Genomic DNA, 26,663 nt, shown 5'->3' on the forward strand with positions numbered 1-26,663 from the left:
ATAATTTTACACGCTAATTTACTTGAAACTTGAGCTGACTAGCGCTACTCTAAATGAGGTGGTCTGACCTCTATTAAGGAATTAAAATGACACTCATATTTACACTCGGTTTAATCGTGCTGCTGTGCACTGCGATTTACCACAGAGCGAGTTGGAACACAGCACTTGGTGTTTCTGCTGCAACATTATTAATCGGTACCTTCGCAGGTGCTTTTGGTTTAATTAGCTGGTTGATCTTTTTGATCATCGCAGTGCCTCTTTCAGTTACTGGTATTCGCCAGCAATACATCATCAAACCTATCTTTACGGTATTCAAAAAAGTAACACCGAGCATGTCTGACACTGAAAAGTCAGCTATCGATGCGGGTACAACTTGGTGGGAAGCTGATTTATTTTGCGGTAACCCTGATTGGAAAAAGCTACACCAATACCCTGTGCCTAAACTTACTATTGAAGAGCAAGCCTTTATAGATGGCCCTGTTGAAGTAGTATGTAGCATGCTAGATGATTGGGAAGCAACACACGAGCTAACTGATTTACCGCAAGATGTATGGCAATACCTTAAAGACAATAAATTCTTTGCCATGATCATTAAAAAAGAATACGGCGGTTTAGAGTTTTCTGCGTTTGCTCAGTCTTGTGTACTTCAAAAACTAACGAGTAAATCAACATTACTTTCGTCAATTGTTGGTGTTCCAAACTCGTTAGGTCCAGGTGAATTATTACAACACTATGGTACAAAAGAGCAAAAAGACCATTACTTACCGCGCTTAGCTAGCGGCCAAGAAATTCCATGTTTTGCATTAACATCACCAGAAGCAGGCTCTGACGCAAGTTCAATCCCTGATTACGGTGTTGTGTGTAAAGGACAATGGAACGGTGAAGAAGTTGTAGGTATAAGCCTAACGTGGAACAAGCGCTATATCACGCTTGCGCCTGTGGCAACGGTGCTTGGTCTTGCATTTAAATTACAAGATCCAGATGGCTTATTAAGTGATGTAAAAGAGCCAGGTATTACCTGTGCATTGATCCCAACAGATACTCCTGGAGTAGAAATTGGTCGTCGTCACTTCCCGCTTAACGTACCATTCCAAAATGGTCCTACTCGCGGTAAAGACATTTTTGTACCTCTTGATTACATTATTGGTGGGCCAGATATGGCTGGCCAAGGCTGGCGCATGCTAGTTGAGTGTTTATCGGTAGGCCGTGCAATTACATTACCGTCTAACTCTGCCGGCGGCATTAAAATGATTGCAACCGCTACGGGTGCATACAGCCGTATTCGTCGTCAATTCCGTTTACCGATTGGTAAAATGGAAGGTGTTGAAGAATCAATGGCTAAACTTGCCGGTTACGCATACAGCTCAGATGCTGCAGTAAGTATGTCGACTGGTGCGGTTGACTTAGGTGAAAAACCATCTGTTGTATCAGCGATTATTAAATATCACTTAACCGAACAAATGCGCGATGCAACAATCCATGCAATGGACGTTCTTGGCGGTAAAGGGATCATGCTTGGTCCAAATAACTATTTAGGTCGTGGCTATCAAGGTGCACCTATTGCCATAACCGTTGAAGGTGCAAACATCCTGACCCGTAATATGATCATTTACGGCCAGGGTGCGATTCGCTGTCATCCGTTTGTACTAACCGAGCTAGGTGCGTGCGAAATTGAAGACCGCGAAGAAGCGCTTAACGTATTTGATAAAGCGCTAATGGGTCATATAGGCTTTACTATGTCAAACCTAGTGCGTACTAAATGGCTAGCCCTTACAGGTGCTCGCTTTACAAGTGTGCCTTACCATGACGAAACAGCTGAGTTTTACCGTATAGCGTCGCGCTTTAGTGCTTCTTTAGCACTTATGTCAGATATTAGCATGGCTGTATTTGGCGGCTCTCTTAAACGTAAAGAGCGTATTTCTGCACGTTTAGGTGACTTACTTAGCTACCTTTACTTAGTATCTGCAACGCTTAAGCGTTACAACGACGAAGGCCGTAAAAAAGAAGATTTTGCGCTTGTTCAATGGAGCTGTCAGGATCACCTTTACCACTGTCAACGTGCGCTTGCTGATTTAATTAACAATATGCCTTCTGCACCACTTCGTGGCGTACTAAAAGTGTTATTGTTCCCGTTTGGTCGCCCGGTGCGCAAACCGACTGATAAGTTAGAGCATAAACTAGCTCAAATCTTACAAGTACCTAGCGAAACACGTAACCGTTTAGCAAGTTATGTATACTTAACAAATGAGCCTCTTAATCTTGTAGGTCGTCAGGAGCAAACGCTTAAAGACGTACTAGAAGTAGAGCCGTTATTTGAAAGAGTATGTAAAGAGAAAGGTGTGAAACTACCGTTTTTCCAACTTGATAAAGTGGCGCAAATGGGGCTTGAAGCAGGTATTTTAAGCCAAGCCGAGGCCGATAAGCTAGCTGCTGTAGAGCAAGCTCGTTTAGACGTAATTAACGTAGATGACTTTGACCCTGCTGATTTGCTTGCAGGTAAAGCAGCGCGTGATAGCGTTATTACAAAAGTGGATGCCGCTTAACTAGTTTAGTAAAGCAAGCAACCCAACGTTAGAAATAATCCAAACCAGCGCATAATGCGCTGGTTTTTTTTGTGCAAAATAAACCTGCAATAAACACCACACAAACCCTAGGCTTAGCAAAGTGCTGTTTAATCTCTCAAACGTAATGCTATAGGCTATAAAGGCTCCTAAAAACAAAAGCATACTGGGTATAAACTGGCTAATATAAAACGCTCGCGCCTTTTGATTCATTTTAAAAAACAACCGATGTTGTTCATGAACTTTAGTACAATCAAATTGTAATGAGCTGCTAAAAAGCACAATAAAAGCAACCGCCACACCGGCTATTATATTCACAAGGTCTGGCCGCTTTTCTAATAACTCAGCCGATGCCATAAATACACACAAAAGCAACGATATACGCCATACTAATGTCCAATTATGGTTTATGAAGTAACAAAACCAAAAGCTAAATAAAGACCGAACACTCGTCATTCCATTTATATTAATGACAGGTATAAATGCGCTTAAAAGAAAGATAATTGCAAAACCCAAATGATAAATTAGCGGCGATAACTCAAAAGGAGTAAACAAAAATAAAGTACTTAAAATAAATCCATACACGAGTGTGCTAGGTTTGTATAAACAAACAATGCCTAAACCTAACTGTATAAACATAAAAACAAAAAAGTGCGGTACTTTTATCCACTGAGCCCAGGTTAAATCAAGCGCTATCAACAGACTCGCTATAAGCCAGCCATTACTAATAAGTAATAATTTAATATCTGCTATGTTTAGCCAGCTAGGACAGGCTATTGTGTGTTGAAATAGCCGCTGATTACTATTTTTAATTGCCGGCTTAATCGCGCTTAACATCACACTTTGCAATAACAAATAAAACAAGGCCACTTGGGCACCATATGCAGGTGCATCTGTACTATCTATAATTTTCCCTAGGCCCAAAAAGAGCAACAACACCAAGCCTAAAATGGATGAACCCAACACTACTAAAAATATCAAACCAAAGCTTTTTAACTGCAGTAGCAGCTGCTTAAGCTCAAACGTGTATGCTAGGTACCGATAACTCATAAATGCACGATACTGCTCAAGCTTACCTTTCACGCTCGCGAAACTCATAGCGAAACACACTTAAAGCCATGCTCAATAAATACAGCCGGCTCATGGCAAGTAATAATAATTTGCCCATTAGGCTTATCATTTAAATACACATCGAGTAATTGTAAAAGGTGCTCAATGCTTGTTTGATCAAGCGCAGCACTTGGCTCATCAAGTAGTAAATACGGTGACTTTCGCATTAGCGCTAATATTAGCTGACACTTTTTTTGGTTACCCGAGGACAAAGCATCAAAACGCGTATTTAAAAATGCCGTAAAGCTAAACCCTTTAACCAGCTCATGTGGCCACGGGCAGTTGATAGCACTAACAGACAAGTCAATAATTTGATGGGCTAATAAAAAATCAGGTAACGTAATACGGTCACTGGCTATGCCCACTGTTTTTGTAGGCTCATTCAGCTCCCTCCCCGCAAACAAAAGTGAGCCACTTTGTGGTATATCAAGTCCCGCTAGCATCATAAGTAAAGTGGTTTTACCGTGGCCATTAGGTGCTTCTATGCAGAGTTTTTGATCTGAAAAAACCTGGTTATAATTTTTAAAAACTACATTGTTGGAAAATTGCTTATTTAAACCAATGACTTCAATCATAAAATATCCTTTTAAATTAGCGTTATAGTATAAAATTTTAATGAGAAACAAAGCCCATCACAACAGCTACAGATAATACTAACGACATTAGAAGCCATGAAACCACCTATACCGTTAACAGCGACTACCCTTGTGCTTTTTCAAAATTAAGATAAGTTTAAACAGATAAGGTGCTTTCACTTGGTTACAAAGCACATACACTCTTTTAAAGTAATTTAAATATTATCCTTTAATATTTTAAGTATTAGCGACTTATCGAGTTTGTTGTATAATTGCTTATAAAATTACCTAAGCCACACGAAACTATGGGCTAAACTGAAAGTTAAATGGCGTATTTTTAATTTATATAGTTAGTGTGGGTGGCGTGTTAATTTTGGCTCAAGTACAGCAAGAACCAAACCAAACACAGCAGCAAATATGCCGATAAATTCAAACCAACTATTGCCCGCATGTGACAAGGTCTTTGGGAGTTCATTTACATTATAAACACGTTTACCTCCCTCAACGTCCTCGACAAATGACTCACCGGCATACTCATCAATTAACTTAAAACTTGGTACCCTTCTGGCCTGCATTTCCCGATTTTTCTCATCTCTTTTTTCTCGATTCGACTCAATAATATAAATATTCCAATGAGTAAAAACATTCAGAGGTTCATCTGTTTTGATCACACCTTGTGATTTATATTCGTAAAAGCGCTCATTGAACACATAGTTTTCATGTCCTGCATAAAACAATGCACAACCAATAGATATTAAAAACATTGCGAGATAAATAACCTTACGCTGCGTGGCTGAGCTCTTTACTTCTTTACTTTTATACCACAGCTCTACATCGGGTACTTGCATCAGTCTAACTTTATCGTGACTCGATACTAGTGGCTTCATAAATTCATCAATTGAAAGATTTAATGCTATTAATAAGGCTCTAAATATTTCATTTGAGGGAATTGATTTATCGTTTTCAAGTTTTGATAAATAACTTTGCTCTATCCCTACTTGCTGGGCAAATTCAGGTTGGCTCAATTTTTTATTATTTCGTAGTTGCTTTAATTGCTGACCTAATGTGCTCATCTTAATGCTTCCTTTTTTAAAGTGAGATTAGATTCTTGGTAATTCATGCAGATATATGAAGCTGAAGAATAATAAGGAATATTAGCAGGTTAGTATAAAAGAGTCGATCTGATAGCTGATAGCTGATAGCTGATAGCTGATAGCTGATAGCCAAATAATATTTTATTGAATTATTTAATAAAGGACTTCATAAGCTCGTTATTGAGGAAATAACAAGTGGCGGAGTGGACGGGACTCGAACCCGCGACCCCCGGCGTGACAGGCCGGTATTCTAACCAACTGAACTACCACTCCGCAGTGGTATGTGCATGGGGTAATGCACTTACTAATTTTGTTACGATATCAAATGGCGGAGTGGACGGGACTCGAACCCGCGACCCCCGGCGTGACAGGCCGGTATTCTAACCAACTGAACTACCACTCCGCAGAGATATCTTTTTTACTTGTCATTACTTAATTTGTTGGCGGAGTGGACGGGACTCGAACCCGCGACCCCCGGCGTGACAGGCCGGTATTCTAACCAACTGAACTACCACTCCAGCATACAAATTTTGTAATATAACGTTGTTTAAATAGTTGGCGGAGTGGACGGGACTCGAACCCGCGACCCCCGGCGTGACAGGCCGGTATTCTAACCAACTGAACTACCACTCCAGCGCGTATTTAAACTGTTATTTTTTCTTATTGGCGGAGTGGACGGGACTCGAACCCGCGACCCCCGGCGTGACAGGCCGGTATTCTAACCAACTGAACTACCACTCCATAATAAGAATATGTTTTACAACCATATGTTGTGCAAGTGTTGGCGGAGTGGACGGGACTCGAACCCGCGACCCCCGGCGTGACAGGCCGGTATTCTAACCAACTGAACTACCACTCCAGCGCATACTTACAAATTGTCGAAAATTGGCGGAGTGGACGGGACTCGAACCCGCGACCCCCGGCGTGACAGGCCGGTATTCTAACCAACTGAACTACCACTCCGCATTTTCGTTGCTGTTTAGGTCTCCCTGACAGCGGCGTGAATAATACGAACCAGCCCCTATTTCGTCAAGGGCTTTTTTGTTTTTTTACAGGTTTTTTAGTCATCTGACATCGAAAGGTTTAAAATTTCACCTGATTTGTCATTTTTTGAACCATTTTTGTCTACTTGATTTTTTTCTGTGTCGTCCGCATCTTGATTCGCGTGTTTCTTTTTATTAAAAAAAGGTAACGATAGTTTAATTTTAATCGGTTTTTTTTGCACAAATATTCGAATAGCTAACCAGCCAAGCAGTATAATTAAAATATTACCGCCAATTATTAAGCCCACAATGGTGGATGTGGCCATTTTTTCTTCTTCCGGCTCAATGGGGGTGGCTTGCTCGGCTTCAACAACGGTTGCAGGGTCAACTTCTGGTACCGCTTCTATTGGCCGGGCTATTTCAAATTTATAGGTTGGTAAAGTGGCCATAAATTCACGGCCGTTGTTATTAGTACCAAATACAGACAGTTCGACACTGTAGCGCCCCCAGTCATAGTTTTTAATTATTAACTCTCTTGTCTCACCTGGCGCAGCGTTTATAGTAAACATTTGCTCTTCGTTGTTAGGGTAATAAATCTTACCCTGAAAAATAACGGTCTCTGGTTTAACTATTTTGTTGTCTGTTGTGATCGTTAATTTATGTTCATCAATATTTTCATCTGCAAGCGCGATATTAAAGCCAAAGGGGGGTTCGTGAACAATAATGGTGTCTTGCACGATTCTGCGTTGCAGTAAAGGAGTAGAAATGTAAAGTTCTGGGGTCCACTCACCTTCAGGGAACACAAGTTTAAACTCACCGGTAAATACACCGTCTTTTGGACGTTCATCAAATCCACGCCCGTCGTCTTTAAATTCGGCGACTTCTTGTGTACCTGCGCCAAAGTTTGCAAAGCTATCGTTATTCGTACTTACAAAGTCAACATTAAGACTAACCACATCTCTAAATAGATTAGCGTTAATCGGTTCACCATCATTTAAAATTTGGCCAGTTACTTTTATCGTTTCGCCTCTAAAAAGCATGGGAGGTAATGGCTCTGCCTGTAGTGATATTTCACCCAGTACAACAATTCTGCTATCTGGTAAAATACTCCCTATAACTTGCCAAGGACCTGGCATTGGTTTTTTTATGGTGACAAGGTCATAGCTAAGTTCGTCAAACCATTCAATATTAGTATCCCTAACGGCGTTGGTGGCAAAATACTTACTACCATCAGGCCTAACTAAAATAACGGCAGGTGTCCCTGGTTTTCTGAAAAAGAGTAATGTGATTTCGTCTATTTGGCTGTCAATTCGAAAGCGGTTGTCGAGTAAGGGGATTTCATTTTGTAGGCCATCCCGTTTTAAAACTTCAACTTGCTCTGCGCTATATGCGTTACCTGATAACAAACTGAGTGCACATAACACGGTTACAAAATACATTATTCTCATTATAAGGCCTTATTCAGCGCGCCATAGGCATTGGCCGCCTTCTTTATTTACAAGATCCAATCTGGCTTCGTGTGCGCTTTGCTCTTCATCTGTAGCGCGTAATACTACCAATGGCGCTCTTTCACTGTTTAAACGTCTTATGCCGCCTTGCTGTTGCTCACTACCATCATCTTTATTTTGATTTAAGTTTAACTTTGTTTGTCCGCCTGTCATGGCAAGATAAACATCAGCTAAAATTTCAGAATCCAGTAACGCCCCGTGCAAGGTACGTTTAGCGTTATCTATGTCGTAACGTCGGCATAACGCATCAAGGTTATTCTTTTGTCCTGGATGCAAGTCACGCGCCATTTTAAGCGTGTCGAGAACTTGACAGTAATCATGCGTATTTGGAAAACCTTGATTAAGCAATGCAAATTCATTATCCATGTGGCCCACATCGAACGGGGCATTATGAATTACAAGTTCAGCACCTTTTATATAATCAAAAAACTCTTGTGCAATATCGCGGTAAAGCGGTTTGTCGCGTAAAAACTCATTGGTAATACCGTGAACGTCAATCGCTTCTTCTTCTATGCTACGTTGCGGATTAATATAAACATGAAAGTTATTACCCGTTAAACGACGATTTACTAACTCTACACAACCAATCTCTATAATTCTGTGCCCTTGTTTAGGGTCGATGCCGGTTGTTTCTGTATCTAAAACTATTTGTCTGCGTGCCATATCGAATTAAGCCTGACTCTGGTATCTTTCTATAATCACTTTATTGTACATAAGATCAAGGTAAAACAGTGCAAAAAACCGTAGAGATTTACACCGATGGCTCATGTTTAGGTAATCCAGGCCCCGGTGGTTATGGTATTTTTATGATTTATGACGCCCATGAAAAAAAATTAAGCCAAGGCTATAAGCTCACTACAAACAATCGCATGGAAATGCTTGCGGCTATAGTGGCACTTGAATCACTTAACCGTGCTTGTGTTGTAAACCTTACTACCGATAGTCAATACGTAAAACAAGGTATCGAGTCATGGATTTCAAACTGGAAAAAACGCGGCTGGATAACGTCAGCTAAAAAGCCAGTTAAAAATGTGGACTTATGGAAACGCCTAGATGCAGCTTGCAGCAAACACACAGTAAATTGGAAGTGGGTTAAAGGTCATAGCGGCCATAAGTACAACGAAATTGTCGACGATTTAGCTCGTGATGCAGCTGGCAGCACAGATTTACTCGAAGATGTGGGCTACCAGCCTTAATTTACTTGATGCTAATAGTTATCACTTTTTTGGTCGCACGTTTTGTAATGCTGCTTTGAAGTTTGCCTAAGCCCCGCCCCTTTTACAGGCACAAATTGTGGCCGTGCGTGCCACTTAGGCTTTATGGGTGTAAGGGGCGCAACGCGTTTTCGAGCCACCAGCATATAAACACTGCCCATAGGTTTTAAATACTGCTTGGCAAATGCTCGCCAAAATTCAAACCGTGATAACCTGTTTCCCCTAGCTAGTGATGAATAAATAAACCGCTCGTCACTTACAATTTCAAAACCCAATAAATTCAGCCAATCCTTTACCCTTGCTGGGGTAAAAAATCGTCCTGTCCATGGTAACTTTTGCCCGCTAAACGGCAACATTTGAGCCAACCCACACAGGCTGAGCGGATTAAACCCGGTAATTAGAACGTAACCGCCAGGTATGAGTGTTCGATGAGCTTCGCGTAAAATGTGATGTGGGTCAGAGTGGTACTCTAAACAATGGCTTAAAATACACGCGTCAACACTATGTTCGTAAAAAGGCAATTCATCTATATCGGCCACTACCCCTGTATATGGTCCGGGCTCAGCGACACACACCTGGTGCTTAATAGTACTTAAACTTGTATTTAACTCACCGCTTAAGTTACCTAACTTAAGCATATGGTAACCAAACATGCGTGGTAGCCAATATTGCATTTTACGTTCAATATCAGCTTGCAAGTAATCCCCGTGAGGAAACTGTTGCCACGACAGTGGTTTGGGTCCTTCTTGAAAACTAAGGGCTGGTTTCATTTTATGAGCTCGTTATACTATGCGTTAAATGTCACTTTATAGAGCAATTTAACATGGTGCAAGTCAAAGCAATTAAAGCCTTTTCAGATAATTACATTTGGTGTTTAACCACTGAAGGCAACGCTGAAGCATGGGTCGTTGATCCTGGTCAGGCTGAGCCTGTGCTAGCTCATCTCGCAGCAGAAAACTTAACACTGGGTGGCATTTTAATTACCCATCATCATTACGATCATACCGATGGTGTTGCGCAGCTAGTAAAAGATGACCCAACAATAAAAGTTTATGGACCTAAAAATAGCCCCTTTAAAGGAGTGACGCATCCACTGGTTGATAGCGATAGTATTGATGTTTTAGGCATCAACTTTAAAGTGCTCACAACTCCAGGGCATACACTTGATCACATTTGTTTTGTGAATGACAACATGGCATTTACTGGTGATACATTATTCAGTGGTGGCTGTGGGCGTTTATTTGAAGGTACTAGTGAACAAATGTGGCATTCTCTAAACAAATTAAAAATGCTACCAGCAGGGTGTAAAGTGTTTTGCACCCACGAATATACACAAGCTAATTTAACTTTTGCTAAAGCCGTTGAGCCTCGTAATCCATCGTTACTTGCACACAGTGAGCTGGTAGATGAGTTAAGGAAAGAAGATAAAATTTCACTGCCAACCACTATAAGCCAAGAGCTTAAAATAAACCCGTTTATGCGCAGCGACATTCCAACCATCATAGAGGAAGTACCTAAAGAATTTATCTCGGTTACAAAAAACAATGAACCTTGGCATAACTTTGCTGCTCTGAGAAAGTTCAAAGATAATTTTTAGCGCATATAAGTTTATTATTTTAAATCATTAACTTGAAATACATGAACACTTTCTACTAACTGCTGTAATTGTCATAAAGTGGTAATGTTAGTTTATTAAAGGTAACATTTGCCGAGTTTTTTACCCGATGTATTGGTATTTATGAATAAATCTCCTCTTATACTAACCTTGGCGCTTGCGCTAAGTGGTTGTCAAACATTGACCACCTTAGAATCTGACCCTCAGGTCGCAAATCAAGCTAATAATAAGCTTGAAGGTGCAAGCCCAAATGATATTAACAATGCATTAATGGTAAACGCGCAATATCAACAACTAGATAGCGATGAACAAGATGCGCCGGTATTTGACGATGTATGGGAGCGTATTCGTTACCAATTATCGATTAATGTTCCTCAAAACCGCCCGGTTGTGACCGAGCGGAATTATTATGCGAAGCATCAACGTTATTTAGACCGTATTTCAAAACGTGCAGAGCCTTACCTTCACTTTATTGTTGAAGAAGTGGAAAAACGCGAGATGCCAATCGAAATTGCGCTCCTTCCTATTGTAGAAAGCGCTTTTGATCCCTTTGGCTACTCTCACAGAACCGCCTCGGGGATTTGGCAATTTATGCCACAAACGGGTGAGCGCTTTGATTTAAAACAAAACTGGTGGTACGACGGCCGCCGAGATATTGTGCAATCAACCCGTGCAGCGCTAGATTACTTATCTTATCTTCACAAAACACTTGAAGGTGATTGGCTCAATGCCATAGCCGCCTATAACTCCGGTGAAGGGCGCCTGATGCGCGCAATTAAAAAAAATCGTAAAAAGCATTTGCCTACCGATTTTTGGTCATTAGATTTACCAAGAGAAACCACGGCTTACGTACCAAAGCTACTGGCACTAGCTGACTTATTAAAACGTTCGGATGAATTTAATGTAACGTGGAAACCCATTATCAACGCCCAAGTAGTAGAAGTAGTAGATGTAGGCTCACAAATAGACCTAGCACTTGCCGCCGAAATGGCCGACATGACATTAACAGAGCTTTACAGATTAAACCCTGGGTTTAACCGTTGGGCTACAGATCCAAATGGCCCCCACTCTTTGCTTTTACCTATTGATAAAGCGCAGCAGTTTTCTGAAAAGCTTGCCAATACTGATATTAAAAATAGGCTTCGCTGGCAACGATACAAGGTAAAAAGCGGCGACAGTTTATCTGTAATTGCTAAAAAGTTTACCACTAGCACCAGCGCAATTAGATCTTTGAACAAGCTTAATTCAAATACGATACGCATTGGACAAGAGCTACTAGTCCCGTTAACCGATGGTGCAATAAATAGCGAGCACTTACCAAAGCAAATGCGTATGGCTGCAAATAAAACATCACGCACTAAGCTTTCGCATACCGTAAAAAGTGGCGATACCTTATGGGATATCAGCCGCGAATACGATGTGACCATGGATGAATTGGCAAAGTGGAATAAACTTAAAAAAAGCGCTGTGCTGCGCTTAAATCAAAAGCTCACAGTGTATAAATCACAAAATAAAACCACCAGCGCACCAAAAAGCACTAATCGCACGATTACGTACAAAGTACGAAGAGGCGATTCACTTGCGCGTATTGCGTCTAAGTTTAATTTAACGGTAAGCGAAATTATCAAATGGAATAATTTAGCAGGTCAAAAGTACTTACAACCGGGGCAAAAATTAAAGCTTAAAGTGGATGTACGAAGTAGTTAATTTCAGCTAACAAAAAAGGAGCGCATGCGCTCCTTTTTTGTTGGTATATAAAAATTAATCTGGGAGCTTTTCAAGCCATGCTTTTAACCAAGGCTCTGTCACTGGCCAAGGCTCAAAATCTTCACACGCGTCAATTTCTAAACGGTTACCGACAGGTTTTGCTTGTAAATCACGTAATAGTTCATCAAAGCTTCGACCTGCACCGCAAAAAGTATCACCATAGCTTCTGTCGCCCATAGCCACCACTCCAAATGGCTTATCTGTAAGCATAGGAAAACTACTATTAAGCGCATAATATAAGCCAGCTAGGTTACTTGGCACGTCACCCTGTCCTGTCGTTGAGGTAACAATTAATATGTTTGATGCGTTTTTAATATCGTCAAGCGAAGCCTCTGTGATGACCGCTGCGCTATGACCAGCCTGCTTAATAGTTGCAGCTATATCATCACTTAAACGTTGAGCACCACCATTTACAGTGCCCACAAAAATACTAATATGTGCCATTAATAATCCTTCTCTTCGTTTGGCCAACCAAGTTGCTCACAAATCTGTAGCATATCATGACCTAGTGGCGCTTTTATCGTTATTGCTTTGTTGGTATAAGGGTGCACAAAACTCAGCTCAGTTGCAAATAGCATTAAGCGTCGTAATTCAAAATGATCCCTAAAAAATTGGTTATGTTGATTGTCGCCATGATTAACATCACCAATTATTGGTAATGATAAATGTTTTAAATGCCGGCGAATCTGATGCTTGCGCCCTGTCTTAGGAAAACACTCAACTAATGAGTACCTAACCGTTGGGTATTTGCCTATTGGAATAGGTAATGCAGCTTGATACAAACAATTAAACTGAGTTTGCGCCTCTTGAGGTGCTTTATTCTGATCTGCAAATTTATCGGCAATTTTATCAAGCTCTTCTTTTAAAGGCTTATCTAAAAAAACCGAATCAGGGGCAAATCCGCGCACTAGAGCTAAATATCGCTTAGCAATAGTACCTTCAATGAATAACTGATTCATATCGCGCGCGGCTTCAGAGCTTAAAGCAAATAGCAGCACACCCGACGTAGGTCTATCTAGCCTGTGAACTGGAAAAACGTGCTGCCCTAACTGATCGCGCAACATTTGCATCGCAAATTGAGTTTCATGTTTATCTAAAAAGGAGCGATGTACCAATAGCCCTGACGGTTTATTAATGGCTACAAAGTTTTCGTCTTGATACAAAATGTCGAGTTCGCCGTATTCAGTAGGCGCTAGGCGCTCACTCATGCGGTTCTCCTAATAGTGCATCTAGCTGTGTCAGCACCTCTATAATTTCATTTCCACCTGATTTATTAATCAAGGTCATTTGCGCCATGGGAGCAATTGCAAAGTTTCGCGGTAATTGTTGATTATAAGTGATCAAATGCTGCATTTTTTCAATAAAGACAAACTGTAGCCACTGCTCAAACGCCATCGAATCGTGACAAAAGGGAACACTAGAATTTAGTGCCTCTGTTGAAATTGGCTCACATTGCCAAAGTTGATGCTTTTGTAATAGCGCTTTTAATTGCACTAAATAAGCTTGGGTCTGTTGGAACATAACCACCCTCTTTATAAGTTATGCAGCAATTATACCCTGTTCCCACAAAGCTCGCTATGGCGTATAATTAGCGCAATTTTGCAGTTAAAAACGACCGGGAAAACAATGAGTGATCAAATAGCAACCTTAGGCCAACTTTTAGATGGTGCTGGCACGCAATGGCGGGCTTTTGATATTGGCAGGCACATTACTAAACTCGATAAACAACAGTTTTTAGCTATTGAACAAGCCCAAGTACCTTACCCTTATCCGCTTGCTGGTCATGCGTGGCTAGCAATTCAGTTCTGGGATGCCAAAGCGAGCAAAGAACCCTATGTGTGGTTTTTAAAATTTCCGCTAGATGAGCAAAGTAAATTAGTTAGTGCAAGTCGTGATCACTTTGCCGATATGATTATTCAAGCTCTTGGCACTGAAATTACAGGTGAAAAAGCAGATGGCAAGCTTGATAACAATCCTTATGTGTTTACGCCTAATGCAAATAAACGGGCTGCATTTAACGCGCAAGTTAAAGTGTTACTAAAGCAACCTGCTTCACAATATTACGAATACGCTCAGCTATATTTTAGTGCAAAGTTAGGCTTTGATAATTGGCAAAGTGTTGCACTACAAGGCATTGCTGATTTTGCGCTGCGCCTAGATAACGATCAAAACTTAAGTAACTTACAAAAAGCCTGGGCACATTTACCCATTGAAGTATTACAGCCACTAAGCGCAATGCTTGAACATGTTACAATACCACCAACACTGAGTGAGCTTTTACTTACGCAGGGTCAAACAGCTATTAATAATAGTGATACTATAGCTTTAACCGCTGCACTTCGCTCAATGTCTAAAGGTCAGGCACAAGGTTTATGCGCGCAACTTGTTGATGCAACATTGAATTCAGCTCTTAAAAGCGACTCTGACGTACTTTTAACAATTGCTGGGCGTTGTTTTGTTCAGTTAGAAGACCCTGAACGATTGCATATATTTATGGATAATTGTGCTCAACATCAAAAAATAGAGGCGCTTTTTCCAAGTATTTTTGCTGACTTAGTTGCAATACCGACCATTCGACCTCACCTATTAGGTTTATTACGAAAAGAAGATCGAAGCGAAGCCCTCGCTCGTGCAATTGGAAGGTTATTCTCTTAAATGGCAAGTTTATGGACGTTTATATTAATTGGTAGTGTTATTTATTTGTTTTGGCTAAATAGAAAAGTCGCCGAAGCGGCTAATGTTCATGCTAAACGTCAATGTGAGCAATTAAATGTGCAACTTATGAGTGTTGCGTGCACTAAGCGCCGTTTTGGTTTTCTAAAAAGTGGTAAACCAGGAATAAAAAGTGAGTTTTCATTTGAGTTTTCAAGTGACGGTGAAAATGCGTATCAGGGAATGCTTATTATGGAAAATGAGTTTTTAAAAAGTGTTGTCGTTCCACCACACAAAATCTAAGTGTTCTTTTGCTTTTAATGTATAAAATTATTGCAATTGTGTAGTACAAAAAACTAAGGCGTAACTAAAGTTACGCCCCAATTGGACTGCTTCCTGCTAGATATCCACTATCTATAATCCGTTTTTTCATCCCCTGAACGAGTAAACAACCTTGTTTACCCTCACATTGCCTCATGCAATATCCATCGCCACCTTGGCAAACCCGCGTAAACTAACGCTTGGCTAAATCTATAGCATCATCCATGTTAATCCTTTGAAGTAGCGCCCTGCCACTTTGTGCTTCCTGCGTTGTCCCTTTGCTTTCCAAGCATTCACGTGCAACCTAGTACGTGGCTGCGTCCTGCAGCTTTAATCCTTTATATCCTTGAAGTAGCTCCTGCCACTTAGTGCGTCTTGCACTTCCTATTCATCCTTGCTGTCCTTGTTAACTTGTCCTTTTTGCATCCTGCTAGCATCTGCTATTTTGCCTATTCCTTATCCATGGCAGTAGCTTATTCATTAAGCTATGTCTTCTTGACAAGTTAAAGTTTAGAGTAAACGAGAGGAGGAAGTAGTATGTGAGACAAAATAATTCTTTGTCATAAAAATTAAAAAATCAATAAGTTAATATTAAACATGCACTTAAATAAAAAAAGGCGACCAATTGGCCACCTTTAACTGATTACTCTCACGTTAATGTAAGATATATCGCACGGACACATGTCCGTTTGGGCGCATTAACTTACACACTATAAGTTACGTTTTTAACCCAATGCATTTTTAAATAGTAACTCACCAGCAACTTGGTTAAACGTAAGCTGTTTAAAAGTCAGAAACCCTTCAGATTTAAAAAGTTCTGTATGCTCACTACGCGTTACAAATACTGCCAATCCAGAAGACTCACTATTTGCCTTTACCAGCTCATCAAGCCCTCTGAGTAAATACCGACCAAACCCTTGACCATGAAAATGAGGATCTACTGCAATAAAAGCTAAAAAGTAATAACGGCCTTTTTCTTTTAGTGTATCTCTAATAGTTTGTTCTTTTTCTATTAACTGGTTAGTTTGTAAGTAACCCGCACTCAGCATTAATTTTAAGCGCCAATGCCAATAACGCTGAGCTTGAAGTTGACTTAAAGAATCAAACATACAGGCCACTGCTTTTAATTTGCCACTGCGATAAAGCCCTATTAGTGGTTGCTTTTCTTGCCAAAAACTACTGAGTTCTTCACGTATTAATGCACGTAACTTTTTCTCGTAAACGGCTTTATTTTTTCCATCATAACCAAGCATTGTTTTTAGTACAGGGTCATCATGGTATGCCTGATAAATTAAACTTGCGGCAGTGCTTATATCTTCTGCTTCAATGTATTGTACGCTGAACGTTTCTTCTTGTGCGGTTATACTCATTGTATGTCCTTTATTGTTTTAGCCGTAAATATAATCAGAGCTCAAATACTAAAGCTATACGCGAATAACTGCATTTACGAGTATATTTAATCTAAGAACTGGATATTACGCCGTATTGCCCGCTTAAAGAGAGAAATAATATCAAAGTGTTATTTATTTTTACTATCCTTTATAAAGCGCTAGCAGCGGTTTAGGCAATTTATTATTCAGAACTTAACTTTACTATATACCTAAAGTAATTAACCGACAATTCAGCTTGAGTTTAGCTAGCACAATGTATTGTTGGGCCTTAAGGTAATTTATTGTTTATTTAAAGGAGTCGTAACATGGATACTACAAAACACGATATTCATACATTATTTGCACAACTTGGTTTACCAAATTCAGAATCTCAAATAGATCAATTTATTGCTTCACATGAGTTAAAAGACACAACACTGCTTCAAGATGCAGCATTTTGGGATGAAGCACAGCAACACTTTTTAGCGGAATCGCTTGCTGAAGATGGTGCCTGGAGTGAAGTGATTGATGAGTTAGATGTTCGTCTTCGCCAAGGCAAATAGCATTATTTAGCTAGATAGCTATGTTAAAGCCTTCAAAATTACTAATCCATGACGATTTTTAATGGGATCAAGGCCAATTTACTGATCGATTTTTGACTTGTCTCAGGCATATTTACGCAAGTTAGCGTTGAGGTAAGTTATTAGAAATAAGTTTTTAACCTAAGTATTAGGTTATTTAATGTAGCATACCCATTTTATTGCTACCATAGCACCCGCGCAAGATGTGTATGCTGCGCTTTATTTAATTTAAGAGTTATAAATATAATGAATTCAGTTGTATTTGATGCAATTCAAGTCCTTTTAGATGAAGGCAAAACACCCACAGTCGCATTAACTAAAAGTCGCTTAGCGCAACCGGTTCCAATGCCAATGATTATTGCAGCTGTGAGCCAATACAAAAATAACCCGGATTCTATAAATAACTTTATTAAAACTTCCCAGCAGCCAGAAAACGCTGAGCTAAAAGCAAGCCAACTAGACAGAATTGAGCAAAAACTTGATCAATTACTTTCACTGCTAGAACAAAAATAATTTGAGACTATAAATGTTTGTTGTTGATTTAACATTTGATTGCTACCAAGACACCACCCTAGAACAAGCCGAACAAGCCATAAACCGCTTAGTAAATGCGCTTCGCTTTAATGGCCAAATAATGGGGGAAGAGTTTCCCACCGTTTTAAAAGACGGCTTTTTCATAACCCGTGTTATGTGCCCAACTGAAGACGCTATGCACCCGCTAAATAATAGCCCTTTTGTTAAACACAGCATTGAAAAACTACATAACGCAGGTTTATTGGCCCCAAAAGTAAAAGTGATTGGCCAAGATATTCACTCTAATGGAGCGGATTGCTGCACTGAGCCGTCAAGTTACATTTTATATACTACTTATGTGCATACCTGTAGCCCTCTTTATTGTGGCGACGACTTTTTACCTGTGCCACTATTTCGCATCCCTGCTATCGCCAATGGCGATTACAAAACGCTAATTAAGTGGCAAGAAGATTGGCAAGCATGCGATCAAATACAAATTAATGGCGCAACACGCTGTGAGTTTCCTGCCCTTGAGGAAATATCCAGTACTAAAAGTGACTTATATCGCCGCGGAAAAGACATCACCAAGCGTATTAGTTTTTTAACTAAAAAGCCGGTTTACTATTACTTATATCGAGTTGGTGGTGTGGATAAAGCCTCTGAGCTTGAGCGTAAATGTCCAAGCTGTAATGGCGATTGGAAACTAGATGAACCTTGGTTTGGGCTATTTGATTTTAGGTGTGAACCGTGTGGTTTAGTCTCTAATGTGTCGTGGGACTTTCAATAGCTCCTCTAACGACTTTTTAAAATCAGCTCAGCGATATTGCTAAGCTGATTTATTAATGACGTTTTATACTTTAAGCGCTTTTAAAAACGACTCTATATTTGGTGCAAGTACGTGGTGCGTTTTTTTACCAACGTGCTCAAGGCAAACTTCTCCAGTATGAATTAACACACTGACCAGTAAATCTTCTTTATCTGTTAAACCAATAAACACAGTTTCGGGTTGTTTTAGCTTTCGTTTCATTAAAACATGACCAGTAATATTTTTTTGAAGCATATCGTAGTCGTCGCTATTCCATGCTTGCAACAGTTCAATTTGATGTCCGTCAATAATTGCCAATACGCTACCACCGTACATGTGCCCATAAAGTTCGCTTAACGCTGTTGGAAACTCAAGCTCTAATGCCTTAGCTAAATTGTTTAATGAGCCAGCTGGCTGCTGACGTACGCCTTGCCATTGAATATTTCCTTGCTCGTCAACCTCGCCTAGCTCACACGGACTCGGCCATTGTTCATCGTGTGCTATAAGTGGGTACTTAGCAGTGTTTTTGAGGGTATTTTCGCTAAATTGATGGTGAAGTTGTTCTAAAAGCAATGCTACAGACATACTGTGAAACTCAATTAAATTAGATATAATGCGCACATTGTAACTATTTAAGAGCAAACATGACAGATTACAGCAACTCTCCAGACCTTAAAGGCAGTGTATTAGGACAATCTACTGAATATGTAGACGACTATACGCCAAGCTTGCTTTTCCCAATTGCCCGCAAGCTAAATCGTGATGCTTTAAATATTGATGAAGCCGAACTGCCATTTAAAGGCCAAGATATTTGGACAGGTTACGAACTTTCGTGGTTAAACGCCAAAGGTAAACCGCAAGTGGCTGTCGCCTTATTTACTTTTGCATGCCAAAGCAGCCACATTATTGAGTCTAAATCGTTTAAGCTTTATTTAAACAGCTTTAATCAAACTCGTTTTGAGAGCATAAACACAGTTAAGCAACATTTAATCGATGACTTATCAGGCGCAGTTAATAGTCCGGTACAAGTAACCCTATACAAAGCGGACGATTTTAACTGTTTACCCTGTACTGCACTGCCTGGGGAATGCATTGATGATTTAGATATTGAAATAGATAACTATGATATTGATGCCTATTCACTTAAAGCACATAGCGATGAAATAGTAACCGAAACACTCAATAGCCATTTGCTAAAATCTAATTGCTTAATAACGTCTCAACCAGATTGGGCGAGCATTATTATAAGATACACAGGCGAGAAGATATGCCGTGAATCGCTGCTACGTTATTTAATATCGTTTAGAACACATAACGAGTTTCATGAGCAATGTGTAGAGCGCATTTATAGTGACTTAACCACGCAACTCAACATTAAAGAGCTTGAAGTGTATGCACGTTATACACGCCGAGGCGGATTAGACATAAACCCATACCGTTCTACGCATTATAACGAAACACCGTTTGCCGTTAAGATTAATCGTCAGTAAATACGTTAAACACTCAAACATAAACATTAAAAAGGAGCCTCAGCTCCTTTTTTAATATTTAAATAACGCGCTTTGTTGGGATAGGCATACCACATACATCAACGTAATTATACGATTGGACAAACCAGGGTTCCGTTCGGCTTTTACGTGCATCTATCAGTTGCTTGAACGATCCTGAATTTGTCTTCATTACCTTGAATACTGTTGCATCGCTATTAACATCAGCCAACACTTCAATATTCGTTATTGGATTAAACGCCAGTCCCTCAGTGGGTAAACGCTGCAAACGATTAAAGTGTTCCATACCCTCAAGTACTCTTCCAAACACGGTAATGTTTTTATCAAGGTAACGAGGGCCTTGCCCAATAGTGACAAAAAACTCAGTACTTGCGCTGTTTATATCATTAGCGCGTGCCATTGCAAATACACCATTGCAAATACACCATTGCAATGCACTTGCCATGTTTGAGTCTGTGTTTGGTTTTGCGCAACAGCAAAACCATTTAAAAACCCCGTAACAGGCGCGTATCCATCGCCTTTTAACTCGGTAATTTTTAATGGTTGCGATGTTGGTAAATAAAACTCTGCAGGTACCGTTTTATTCGCTGTTTGTATTTTTTTATTCCCTGAACTGTCGCCGCCTTGTGCTACAAACCCTTCTACAAAACGATAAACACGGGTGTTTTTATAAAAGCCTTCTTGCGCCAACGTTTTAATATGTTGCGTGTGTTTTGGAGCTAGTTGCGGATTTAATGCTATGTAAGCCGAACCAGTAGGTAAGGTTATTTTTAAAATATTTTGAGGATCAACTACTTGCCACTCATCTGCAGTTGCATTTTTTATTACATCATTGGCACTAAGTGGTGTTTGTATATTTATAACGGATTTATTGTTAGCTGTTGTAGCGCAGCCGCTCAACAAAATAGCCATTACATAAATTGAAAAACATGTTTTCATATTCAACCTTTTATTATTATTTAAAAGTAGCTTTTAGTGTTCAATCCCAGTCAAACTTGTAGAGGACATCAACATTTTGGTATAAACCACTGGTTACCTCTATATAGAGTTGCGACAACAACTGGTAACGAATGGCCACTTCACTAAGTGACTCGAATACCCCAACGCTGTATTTAACTTGCAAGCTAGGCGCAACATAGCCTGAAATTTCTACCTTAGTGCTGTCACCACTTCCTGACGAACTTAAGCTAACATCAGAAAGACCAAACGTTTCACCTACCTTTGACACAACCCCTTCACTTCTACTAACCCCTTGAGAAAGTAATAACTGGGCAAGCATAGCGTTGCTTGATGCTCCCTCCCCCTCTCCTAGCGGCTGTCCATTGAGTAAGTATGCTAAGGTTTGCGCCTGATCCATTGCAGGCTCAGAGAACAGCTTTAGAGTGGGTTCTTTAACATTTCCCGTAAGCGTAACACCAGCTATAACACCATTTGCTGTATTAGCTGGGTTTCTGATTGCTTTAATATTCAAATAGGGATGTTCAATGGAGCCACTAAAGCCCACTTGGCCAGTTCTTATAATTAAATCTTGGCCAAATGCTAAATAAGTGCCATTTATTAAATTGAGCTCACCTGTTGCAATGATTGGAACACCTTGACTCATTTTAATCGCTAAATCACCAGCCACTTTAGACTCTAATCCGAACGACTCTACTTTAACGTCATTTTTAACGATCACATTTAAGTCTATGTCGTAGTCAAATGGTACCTTTTCGTTGGTTTCAGTTTTTTGATCAACAATAATTTCATCGTCACTAACCTGCACAGCGCCTTCTGGAAGCTCTTCAATCGTAATACGACCATAAGGTACAACTACTTCACCCGCTAATTTAAGTGCATTATTAGCAAACCCTATTTTTAAATCTGGCGATATTTTAAAAGTAACGCCTTGTTGTGCGCGTACAAAAAACTGCTCGCCTTGCACATTTACATTTACTTCAGGTTGTTCACCTTGCCAATCAACATCACCGTTTAGCTTTACATTGCCACCTTGATTGTCGTTTAAATTGCCCTCTATTGTGGCGGTCGTTTTATCAAATAATATGTTTATATTTGATTTTTGTAGCGCAATAGGAAGCTGTTCACCCTCAAGGTTTATATCGTTTACGTTAAGCTCACCATTTAATAGTGGATCTTTTAACGTACCCGCAAGTGCGACCTTACCGCTAATATCACCTTTTAATTGCTCAAGAGTTTCAAGAAATGGTTGTAAGTCTGAAAGTAATATTTTATCAATATTAATAGTGCCATTAAGCGCCTGCGTATTTTGTATGTCGTCAATATTAATGTATGTATCAATTTTACCTAGTACGCTTGACTCTAAATTAGCTTCGAGCTGCCCCTTTTGAGAGTCTGAAAAAGCACTAATACTGAGTGTTTCTATCGGTAATTTAAAGCGATCTTCTTCTGAGGTTAAAACAGTGGTCAAGTCACTTGCATTTAAACTTGCGCGTAATGTTTTAAGAGCGCCTGCATTCCAATTGAGCGCCACATTACCCTTTACATCACCACGGGTGCGAATGTTATCGGGTAAAAAGTGTTTAAGCTCTTCAAGCGCTAAATTGTTTAACTTAGCGTTTAACTGGCCTAGCGCTTTAGTTTGGGCAAGCGTGTCTATACAAAGCTCGCTTTGCTGAGAAGCCCAGCAGTGCGCACTTACATTAAAATTACCGTTTTGAGAGTTAAACATAACGGCAATATTTTTAGTGTTGCTAAAGCTTAACTTTTTGTCGCTTAGCGTTACATTACTAAACTCACCATTCCAGGTAGCGTTATTAATTTTGCCATTTACTTCAAGCTCTGCACTGCCCTGCTCGGCATCTACAGATGCTGTAAGTTGGTGATCTGTTTTATCGCCGCTAATATCAACTTTTACACTATTAATTTGCTCATCAGCCACAAGCGCCGAGCCAACACTTAACGATACGTCAGTTTGCCAATCAGCGGCTGTATCCAACTGCCCTTTTACCGTCAGTTTATTTATATTGATTTCATTAAAAATGAAGCTATCAAGCATTAACGCTAAATCGACAGAAGGTGTTAGCCTCTGCCCTCTTACTTTTAAATCGGCGTTGCCATCGGCAATAAATGGCATATTTGCCTCTTTATTACTTTTAAGTGTTATTTTACCGTCAACTTTCCAGCTATCATTAACTTGCCCATTGAGTACTAATTTATTAGTGCCGCTACTTAAATAAAGGCTATCAATATTGGCTTTTAATGCATCATCAAGCTGAAAGTTTGACGCAAACTCAAGGGGTACCTCGTTTAATAATCCGCTTAACTTAGTATCATCCATTTGTAGTTGCCACGAGCCTTCTTCCGCATTGAATGAACCTTTAAATTGCCCTGAAATATCGCTGGTTACAGCATCCGTAAAATACTGCGATTTTAGGTTTGAAAGCGAGCCGTTAAAACTCGCTTTAATGCCCTGTTGCCAATCGACATTAGCTTTTATAATCGCACTACTTTCGTGAGCCTTAATACTTAATGTTTTAAGCACAGCTTGAGTTAAACCGCCTGTTAGCTGAGTATTAAGATTAACAGCCGGATAAGCGCCTAATTGGCTGTTTGCCTGCAAATTGAGTTGGTAGTCATCGGCATTACCATTTGCATTAAGGCTTACATTTTTAACTTTTAGTTCGTTACTTTGCGCATCAATAAGCCATTGGTTAATGTTACCGCTTAGCTCAAATGGGTAATTTTTTTGCTTTAAATTAGCATTCGCTGTTAACGTGAGCGGATATTGTCCACTCGTTTGTAAATTTAAATTTAAGTCAGCTAAATCACCGTTTAACTCTAAGTTTGCTTGGTGCTCGTCACTATTTAAAGTCACTAAGCCTTTTACAGGCAAGTTACCTAAAAGCTCTGCATCTAATTGGGTATTAAGCTGCCACTGCTCATAGGTAGCTGAAAGCGACTTCAAATTAATCACGGCATCTTCTACACTTAATTGCAGCGAAATGTTTTCGATATTATGCTGCGCATCGCCCTGCTCAATTGTTACCTTTGCGATATCAAAGGATTCAATGGCCAAATCAATGGGTGATGTAAATTCAATATCAGGAAGTGCTGGTAATTGCGTAAGTGCAGCTTTGTTGCTTTGAGCAGTTTGCGCCTTGGCAGGTTGTTCTTGCTCTTTTAAAGCAACAAGTATACTCGGGATATTTAAGCTTTTTACTGTGAGTTTTGAGCCTTCAGCTTTAGCTGATAGTTTAAAGTTATTAACGCTCACATCTGCACTAGGGTGGTTTAATGTAAACTCATTAACCGCTATATTTTTTATTGAAACATTAAAAGGTAAAGTAATTTTTTCAAGGGGCTCAGAGGGTGTTTCATCTAGCGCTTCAACTGTTTTTGGCAAGGTTAATTTTATAGATTTAGCGCTAAAATTATCAATACAGATACCATCACACTGCCACCAAAATAAATCTATTTTTAATTGCTGAGCATTAAAATCTAAACCATTATTTTTAAAACGAACATTAAACACATCGTTATAAATAAAGCGGCCATCTTTAATTTCTATGTGTAATCCATCAACAACTTTATTTGCCGTATAGGCAATAAATTGATTACCGGGTGCAGTAAATAATAAACAAAATACGCTAATAATTAGCGAAACTAAAATTGCACTTACTGTGGCTGTTATTTTTTTTAATATTGGCATTAAATTTCTGGCCCTATGGTAATACTCAAACGGGTACTTTTGCTATCTTTAGTTAAGCCCCAAGCGTGATCTATTCGTACAGGGCCCACAGGCGTTAAATATCGAAAACCAAAACCAGCACCCACTTCAAATTCATCTGAAAAATCATTCGTAGCAGTACCACCATCAACAAATAATGCTGCACGCCAATTTTGAGCAAACTGATAGTTGTACTCCATAGTGCCAGCAAGCAAATATTTACCCCCTATTAGTTCACCATCATCATTTTCTGGCGAAATTGACTGATAAGCAAAACCACGAACGCTTTGATCACCGCCGGCATAAAACCGCAGTGAATACGGTACATTATTTATGTCATCAACTAGCATTGCGCCAATGTTTGCCTTAAGAAAAACTAAATGCTTATTAAGGTATGTACGAAGCCATGCATGCTGTAATTGAACCCTCAACAAATTCGTGCTGGAAAGCGCATCATCTAGGCCAAACTCTGCTGATATAAGCCATTGCTCGCCCCAATAAGGAGTCGTTCCGCCTTTTAAACTTTTGCGAGCATAACTAATTCCGGGCATTAACATTTCGGTTGATTCTTCTGGATCATCGCCCAGACGATACGTCTCTTGGTCTCTGCGTAAAAACGCTGTTCTTACCCATTTTTCTTCTGTAAGCCACTGCCTTTGTAATTGTGCGGTTAATATCTCGCTGTAGACATCATCTGCAAGTTCGTCTTCCAGTTTATAACCCACTGAAAAACGCCATAAATCATCATTAGGGTCGTCTACAGGAACCGTGTATGCCATTGAGAGATCTTGTTGCTTTTCAGCAATATTCATATTTGTATCAAGGTAATGGCCATCCTCTGTGATCCAAGGTTTACTCCACTTAAAACGGAACCTAGGCTCACTTTCAGAAACACCGCCGCCAATTTCAAAGCTATTTGCAGGCTTAGGAACAACCTCAACTTTGATAGGAACTTGGGCGTTTTTGCGCGCTGCAATCTCAGCATAAACACGCACACTAGCAAAATAAGGTGTGCTCGAAAGCTCAAGGTTATAGTCGGCTATGTAAGTTGATTTATAAGGTTGTCCTTGAGTAAATGGTGACAAAGAACGAATATATTTTTCAGCTGGCGTATCACTGGTAATTTCAATACTGCCATATTGATAACGCACACCGGTATCAATCACAAACGTGACAACGGCACTATTTTTTTTAATTGAAACTTCTAATTTGCGGGCAGGCCATTTAGCATCAAAATAGCCAAGCTCCAAAAGCATAGATTCTATTTTTTTATACGCTGATTCATAGTCACCATGGTTTAGAACATCACCCTGTTTTAAATTGGTGTTTTTAATAATGGTTTGTAATTGTTTATCGTTCTTCCCTTCACCATTTAATGTAATGTTAATGGCGTCTATCCGTGTTGCAGGACCACGCTCAATTTTTACAACGAGTTCACTATCGTCTTTATCAAATTCAACCTCAACTGTTGGGCTGTAGTAACCCAGTGCTTTTATGCTGTTTTGTACCTGACTTTTAGCATAACGTTGAAGGGTTCTTGTTGGTTTTTCACCTGTAAGCTGCTTTAAGTAAAGCGCTACGTTTTTTTCTAAATCACCATTTATGCCTTTAATTTTGTAGTCTTCGATGACTTTTGCTACCGCATAGGAATTTGCAGCCATAAAAACAGTGGCAATACACATGCAACGTAAAAACTTAATAAACAAGCAAATATCCTTACTCTTATATACTACTTAAAATGAGCTAATGTGGCGCATATTAACATAGCCATAATGAGCAACACATTAACTTAATGACAA

General features: G+C 39.8%; 23 protein-coding genes, 7 tRNA genes and 1 pseudogene. 10 read left to right on the forward strand and 21 right to left on the reverse strand.

Translation table 11 applies throughout. The features are described from left to right. Positions 1-86: 86 nt before the first annotated feature. Positions 87-2,543, forward strand: a complete 2,457-nt coding sequence (gene fadE, locus MTP24_RS10415; protein ID WP_006794046.1) for an acyl-CoA dehydrogenase FadE — start codon at positions 87-89, stop codon at positions 2,541-2,543. Here fadE and MTP24_RS10420 read toward each other — a convergent pair whose 3' ends face one another. The 12 genes from MTP24_RS10420 to dnaQ all read right to left on the reverse strand — a co-directional run bounded on the left by MTP24_RS10420 (position 2,544) and on the right by dnaQ (position 8,494). Beyond that, entirely contained in the window at positions 2,544-3,659 is a 1,116-nt protein-coding gene (locus MTP24_RS10420) for a DUF6136 family protein (RefSeq protein WP_243531079.1), read from the reverse strand. It abuts the gene before it with no gap. Next, a complete protein-coding gene (locus MTP24_RS10425) occupies positions 3,656-4,246 on the reverse strand; it encodes an ATP-binding cassette domain-containing protein (RefSeq protein WP_243531081.1) in 591 nt (196 codons plus the stop codon). Before MTP24_RS10425 ends, MTP24_RS10420 begins: the two co-directional genes overlap by 4 nt. Positions 4,247-4,596: 350 nt before the next feature. Next, positions 4,597-5,319 (reverse strand): helix-turn-helix transcriptional regulator, encoded by a 723-nt coding sequence (locus tag MTP24_RS10430; protein WP_243531083.1) that lies wholly within the window; start codon positions 5,317-5,319, stop codon positions 4,597-4,599. A gap of 217 nt (positions 5,320-5,536) precedes the next feature. Continuing rightward, positions 5,537-5,613, reverse strand: a tRNA-Asp gene (locus tag MTP24_RS10435). A gap of 53 nt (positions 5,614-5,666) precedes the next feature. Continuing rightward, positions 5,667-5,743 (reverse strand) — tRNA-Asp (locus tag MTP24_RS10440). Between the two features lie 38 nt (positions 5,744-5,781). Further along, a tRNA-Asp gene (locus MTP24_RS10445) sits at positions 5,782-5,858 on the reverse strand. Between the two features lie 38 nt (positions 5,859-5,896). Next, a tRNA-Asp gene (locus MTP24_RS10450) sits at positions 5,897-5,973 on the reverse strand. A 31-nt stretch (positions 5,974-6,004) separates the two neighbouring features. Further along, positions 6,005-6,081 (reverse strand) — tRNA-Asp (locus tag MTP24_RS10455). A gap of 41 nt (positions 6,082-6,122) precedes the next feature. Next, positions 6,123-6,199 (reverse strand) — tRNA-Asp (locus MTP24_RS10460). Between the two features lie 27 nt (positions 6,200-6,226). Next, a tRNA-Asp gene (locus MTP24_RS10465) sits at positions 6,227-6,303 on the reverse strand. A gap of 97 nt (positions 6,304-6,400) precedes the next feature. After that, the gene (locus MTP24_RS10470) at positions 6,401-7,771 is read right to left on the reverse strand and encodes a TIGR03503 family protein (protein WP_243531086.1); all 1,371 of its coding nucleotides are present in this window, start codon (positions 7,769-7,771) and stop codon (positions 6,401-6,403) included. Positions 7,772-7,780: 9 nt separating this feature from the next. Continuing rightward, on the reverse strand, positions 7,781-8,494 hold the full coding sequence (gene dnaQ / locus MTP24_RS10475) for a DNA polymerase III subunit epsilon (protein ID WP_006794050.1): 714 nt from the start codon (positions 8,492-8,494) through the stop codon (positions 7,781-7,783). Between the two features lie 68 nt (positions 8,495-8,562). Between dnaQ and rnhA the strand changes: the two genes are divergently transcribed. Then, a complete protein-coding gene (gene rnhA / locus MTP24_RS10480; protein ID WP_006794051.1) occupies positions 8,563-9,027 on the forward strand; it encodes a ribonuclease HI in 465 nt (154 codons plus the stop codon). A gap of 11 nt (positions 9,028-9,038) precedes the next feature. Here the strand turns inward: rnhA and MTP24_RS10485 are convergent, their stop codons facing one another. Beyond that, entirely contained in the window at positions 9,039-9,815 is a 777-nt protein-coding gene (locus MTP24_RS10485; RefSeq protein ID WP_243531088.1) for a class I SAM-dependent methyltransferase, read from the reverse strand. A 53-nt stretch (positions 9,816-9,868) separates the two neighbouring features. On the opposite strand from MTP24_RS10485, the gene gloB reads away from it, so the two are divergent. Together gloB and MTP24_RS10495 are read left to right on the forward strand one after the other, a co-directional pair. Then, positions 9,869-10,642 carry a hydroxyacylglutathione hydrolase gene (gene gloB / locus MTP24_RS10490; protein WP_243531090.1) on the forward strand — a complete coding sequence of 258 codons (774 nt, stop codon included), beginning with the start codon at positions 9,869-9,871 and terminating at the stop codon, positions 10,640-10,642. Positions 10,643-10,783: 141 nt separating this feature from the next. Further along, complete coding sequence (locus tag MTP24_RS10495) at positions 10,784-12,367, forward strand: LysM peptidoglycan-binding domain-containing protein (RefSeq protein ID WP_243531092.1); 1,584 nt, start codon at positions 10,784-10,786, stop codon at positions 12,365-12,367. Between the two features lie 54 nt (positions 12,368-12,421). On the opposite strand, the gene MTP24_RS10500 is transcribed toward MTP24_RS10495, so the two are convergent. From MTP24_RS10500 to MTP24_RS10510, 3 genes are read right to left on the reverse strand one after another with little or no spacing between them, the layout of a single operon-like run. Continuing rightward, positions 12,422-12,871: a flavodoxin gene (locus MTP24_RS10500; protein WP_039038071.1), complete on the reverse strand. Its 450-nt coding sequence runs from the start codon at positions 12,869-12,871 to the stop codon at positions 12,422-12,424. Further along, positions 12,871-13,635, reverse strand: coding sequence for a tRNA pseudouridine(65) synthase TruC (gene truC, locus MTP24_RS10505; RefSeq protein WP_243531094.1), 765 nt, complete (start codon positions 13,633-13,635; stop codon positions 12,871-12,873). The genes MTP24_RS10500 and truC overlap by 1 nt, the downstream gene beginning before the upstream one ends. Next, entirely contained in the window at positions 13,628-13,948 is a 321-nt protein-coding gene (locus tag MTP24_RS10510; protein ID WP_203986651.1) for a YqcC family protein, read from the reverse strand. The genes truC and MTP24_RS10510 overlap by 8 nt, the downstream gene beginning before the upstream one ends. A 105-nt stretch (positions 13,949-14,053) precedes the next feature. Here MTP24_RS10510 and MTP24_RS10515 point away from each other — a divergent pair, with 105 nt between their 5' ends. After that, positions 14,054-15,082: a DUF3549 family protein gene (locus MTP24_RS10515; RefSeq protein WP_243531097.1), complete on the forward strand. Its 1,029-nt coding sequence runs from the start codon at positions 14,054-14,056 to the stop codon at positions 15,080-15,082. Continuing rightward, positions 15,083-15,382 carry a DUF3301 domain-containing protein gene (locus MTP24_RS10520; protein WP_010557125.1) on the forward strand — a complete coding sequence of 100 codons (300 nt, stop codon included), beginning with the start codon at positions 15,083-15,085 and terminating at the stop codon, positions 15,380-15,382. A gap of 743 nt (positions 15,383-16,125) precedes the next feature. On the opposite strand, the gene MTP24_RS10525 is transcribed toward MTP24_RS10520, so the two are convergent. After that, entirely contained in the window at positions 16,126-16,770 is a 645-nt protein-coding gene (locus MTP24_RS10525) for a GNAT family N-acetyltransferase (protein WP_008129322.1), read from the reverse strand. Positions 16,771-17,096: 326 nt separating this feature from the next. Here MTP24_RS10525 and MTP24_RS10530 point away from each other — a divergent pair, with 326 nt between their 5' ends. The 3 genes from MTP24_RS10530 to MTP24_RS10540 all read left to right on the forward strand — a co-directional run bounded on the left by MTP24_RS10530 (position 17,097) and on the right by MTP24_RS10540 (position 18,651). Then, on the forward strand, positions 17,097-17,333 hold the full coding sequence (locus tag MTP24_RS10530) for a DUF2789 domain-containing protein (RefSeq protein ID WP_006794061.1): 237 nt from the start codon (positions 17,097-17,099) through the stop codon (positions 17,331-17,333). A 264-nt stretch (positions 17,334-17,597) separates the two neighbouring features. Further along, a complete protein-coding gene (locus tag MTP24_RS10535) occupies positions 17,598-17,864 on the forward strand; it encodes a hypothetical protein (RefSeq protein ID WP_138740132.1) in 267 nt (88 codons plus the stop codon). Between the two features lie 13 nt (positions 17,865-17,877). Continuing rightward, the gene (locus tag MTP24_RS10540; RefSeq protein ID WP_010557127.1) at positions 17,878-18,651 is read left to right on the forward strand and encodes a Zn-ribbon-containing protein; all 774 of its coding nucleotides are present in this window, start codon (positions 17,878-17,880) and stop codon (positions 18,649-18,651) included. Positions 18,652-18,714: 63 nt separating this feature from the next. Here MTP24_RS10540 and syd read toward each other — a convergent pair whose 3' ends face one another. Next, the gene (syd, locus tag MTP24_RS10545) at positions 18,715-19,254 is read right to left on the reverse strand and encodes a SecY-interacting protein (RefSeq protein ID WP_243531099.1); all 540 of its coding nucleotides are present in this window, start codon (positions 19,252-19,254) and stop codon (positions 18,715-18,717) included. Positions 19,255-19,313: 59 nt separating this feature from the next. Between syd and queF the strand changes: the two genes are divergently transcribed. Beyond that, positions 19,314-20,159 (forward strand): NADPH-dependent 7-cyano-7-deazaguanine reductase QueF, encoded by an 846-nt coding sequence (queF, locus tag MTP24_RS10550; RefSeq protein WP_006794065.1) that lies wholly within the window; start codon positions 19,314-19,316, stop codon positions 20,157-20,159. A gap of 58 nt (positions 20,160-20,217) precedes the next feature. Here the strand turns inward: queF and MTP24_RS10555 are convergent. The 3 genes and pseudogenes from MTP24_RS10555 to MTP24_RS10565 all read right to left on the reverse strand — a co-directional run bounded on the left by MTP24_RS10555 (position 20,218) and on the right by MTP24_RS10565 (position 26,570). Next, positions 20,218-21,116, reverse strand: a pseudogene (locus tag MTP24_RS10555) (peptidylprolyl isomerase). Positions 21,117-21,156: 40 nt separating this feature from the next. Next, on the reverse strand, positions 21,157-24,846 hold the full coding sequence (locus MTP24_RS10560; RefSeq protein WP_243531101.1) for a translocation/assembly module TamB domain-containing protein: 3,690 nt from the start codon (positions 24,844-24,846) through the stop codon (positions 21,157-21,159). Continuing rightward, complete coding sequence (locus MTP24_RS10565) at positions 24,846-26,570, reverse strand: autotransporter assembly complex family protein (RefSeq protein ID WP_243531103.1); 1,725 nt, start codon at positions 26,568-26,570, stop codon at positions 24,846-24,848. The genes MTP24_RS10560 and MTP24_RS10565 overlap by 1 nt, the downstream gene beginning before the upstream one ends. Positions 26,571-26,663 lie beyond the last annotated feature (93 nt).

Origin of the sequence: Pseudoalteromonas sp. APM04 (assembly GCF_022809815.1) — a bacterium.
In the GTDB taxonomy this organism is placed as follows: Bacteria; Pseudomonadota; Gammaproteobacteria; order Enterobacterales; family Alteromonadaceae; genus Pseudoalteromonas; species Pseudoalteromonas marina.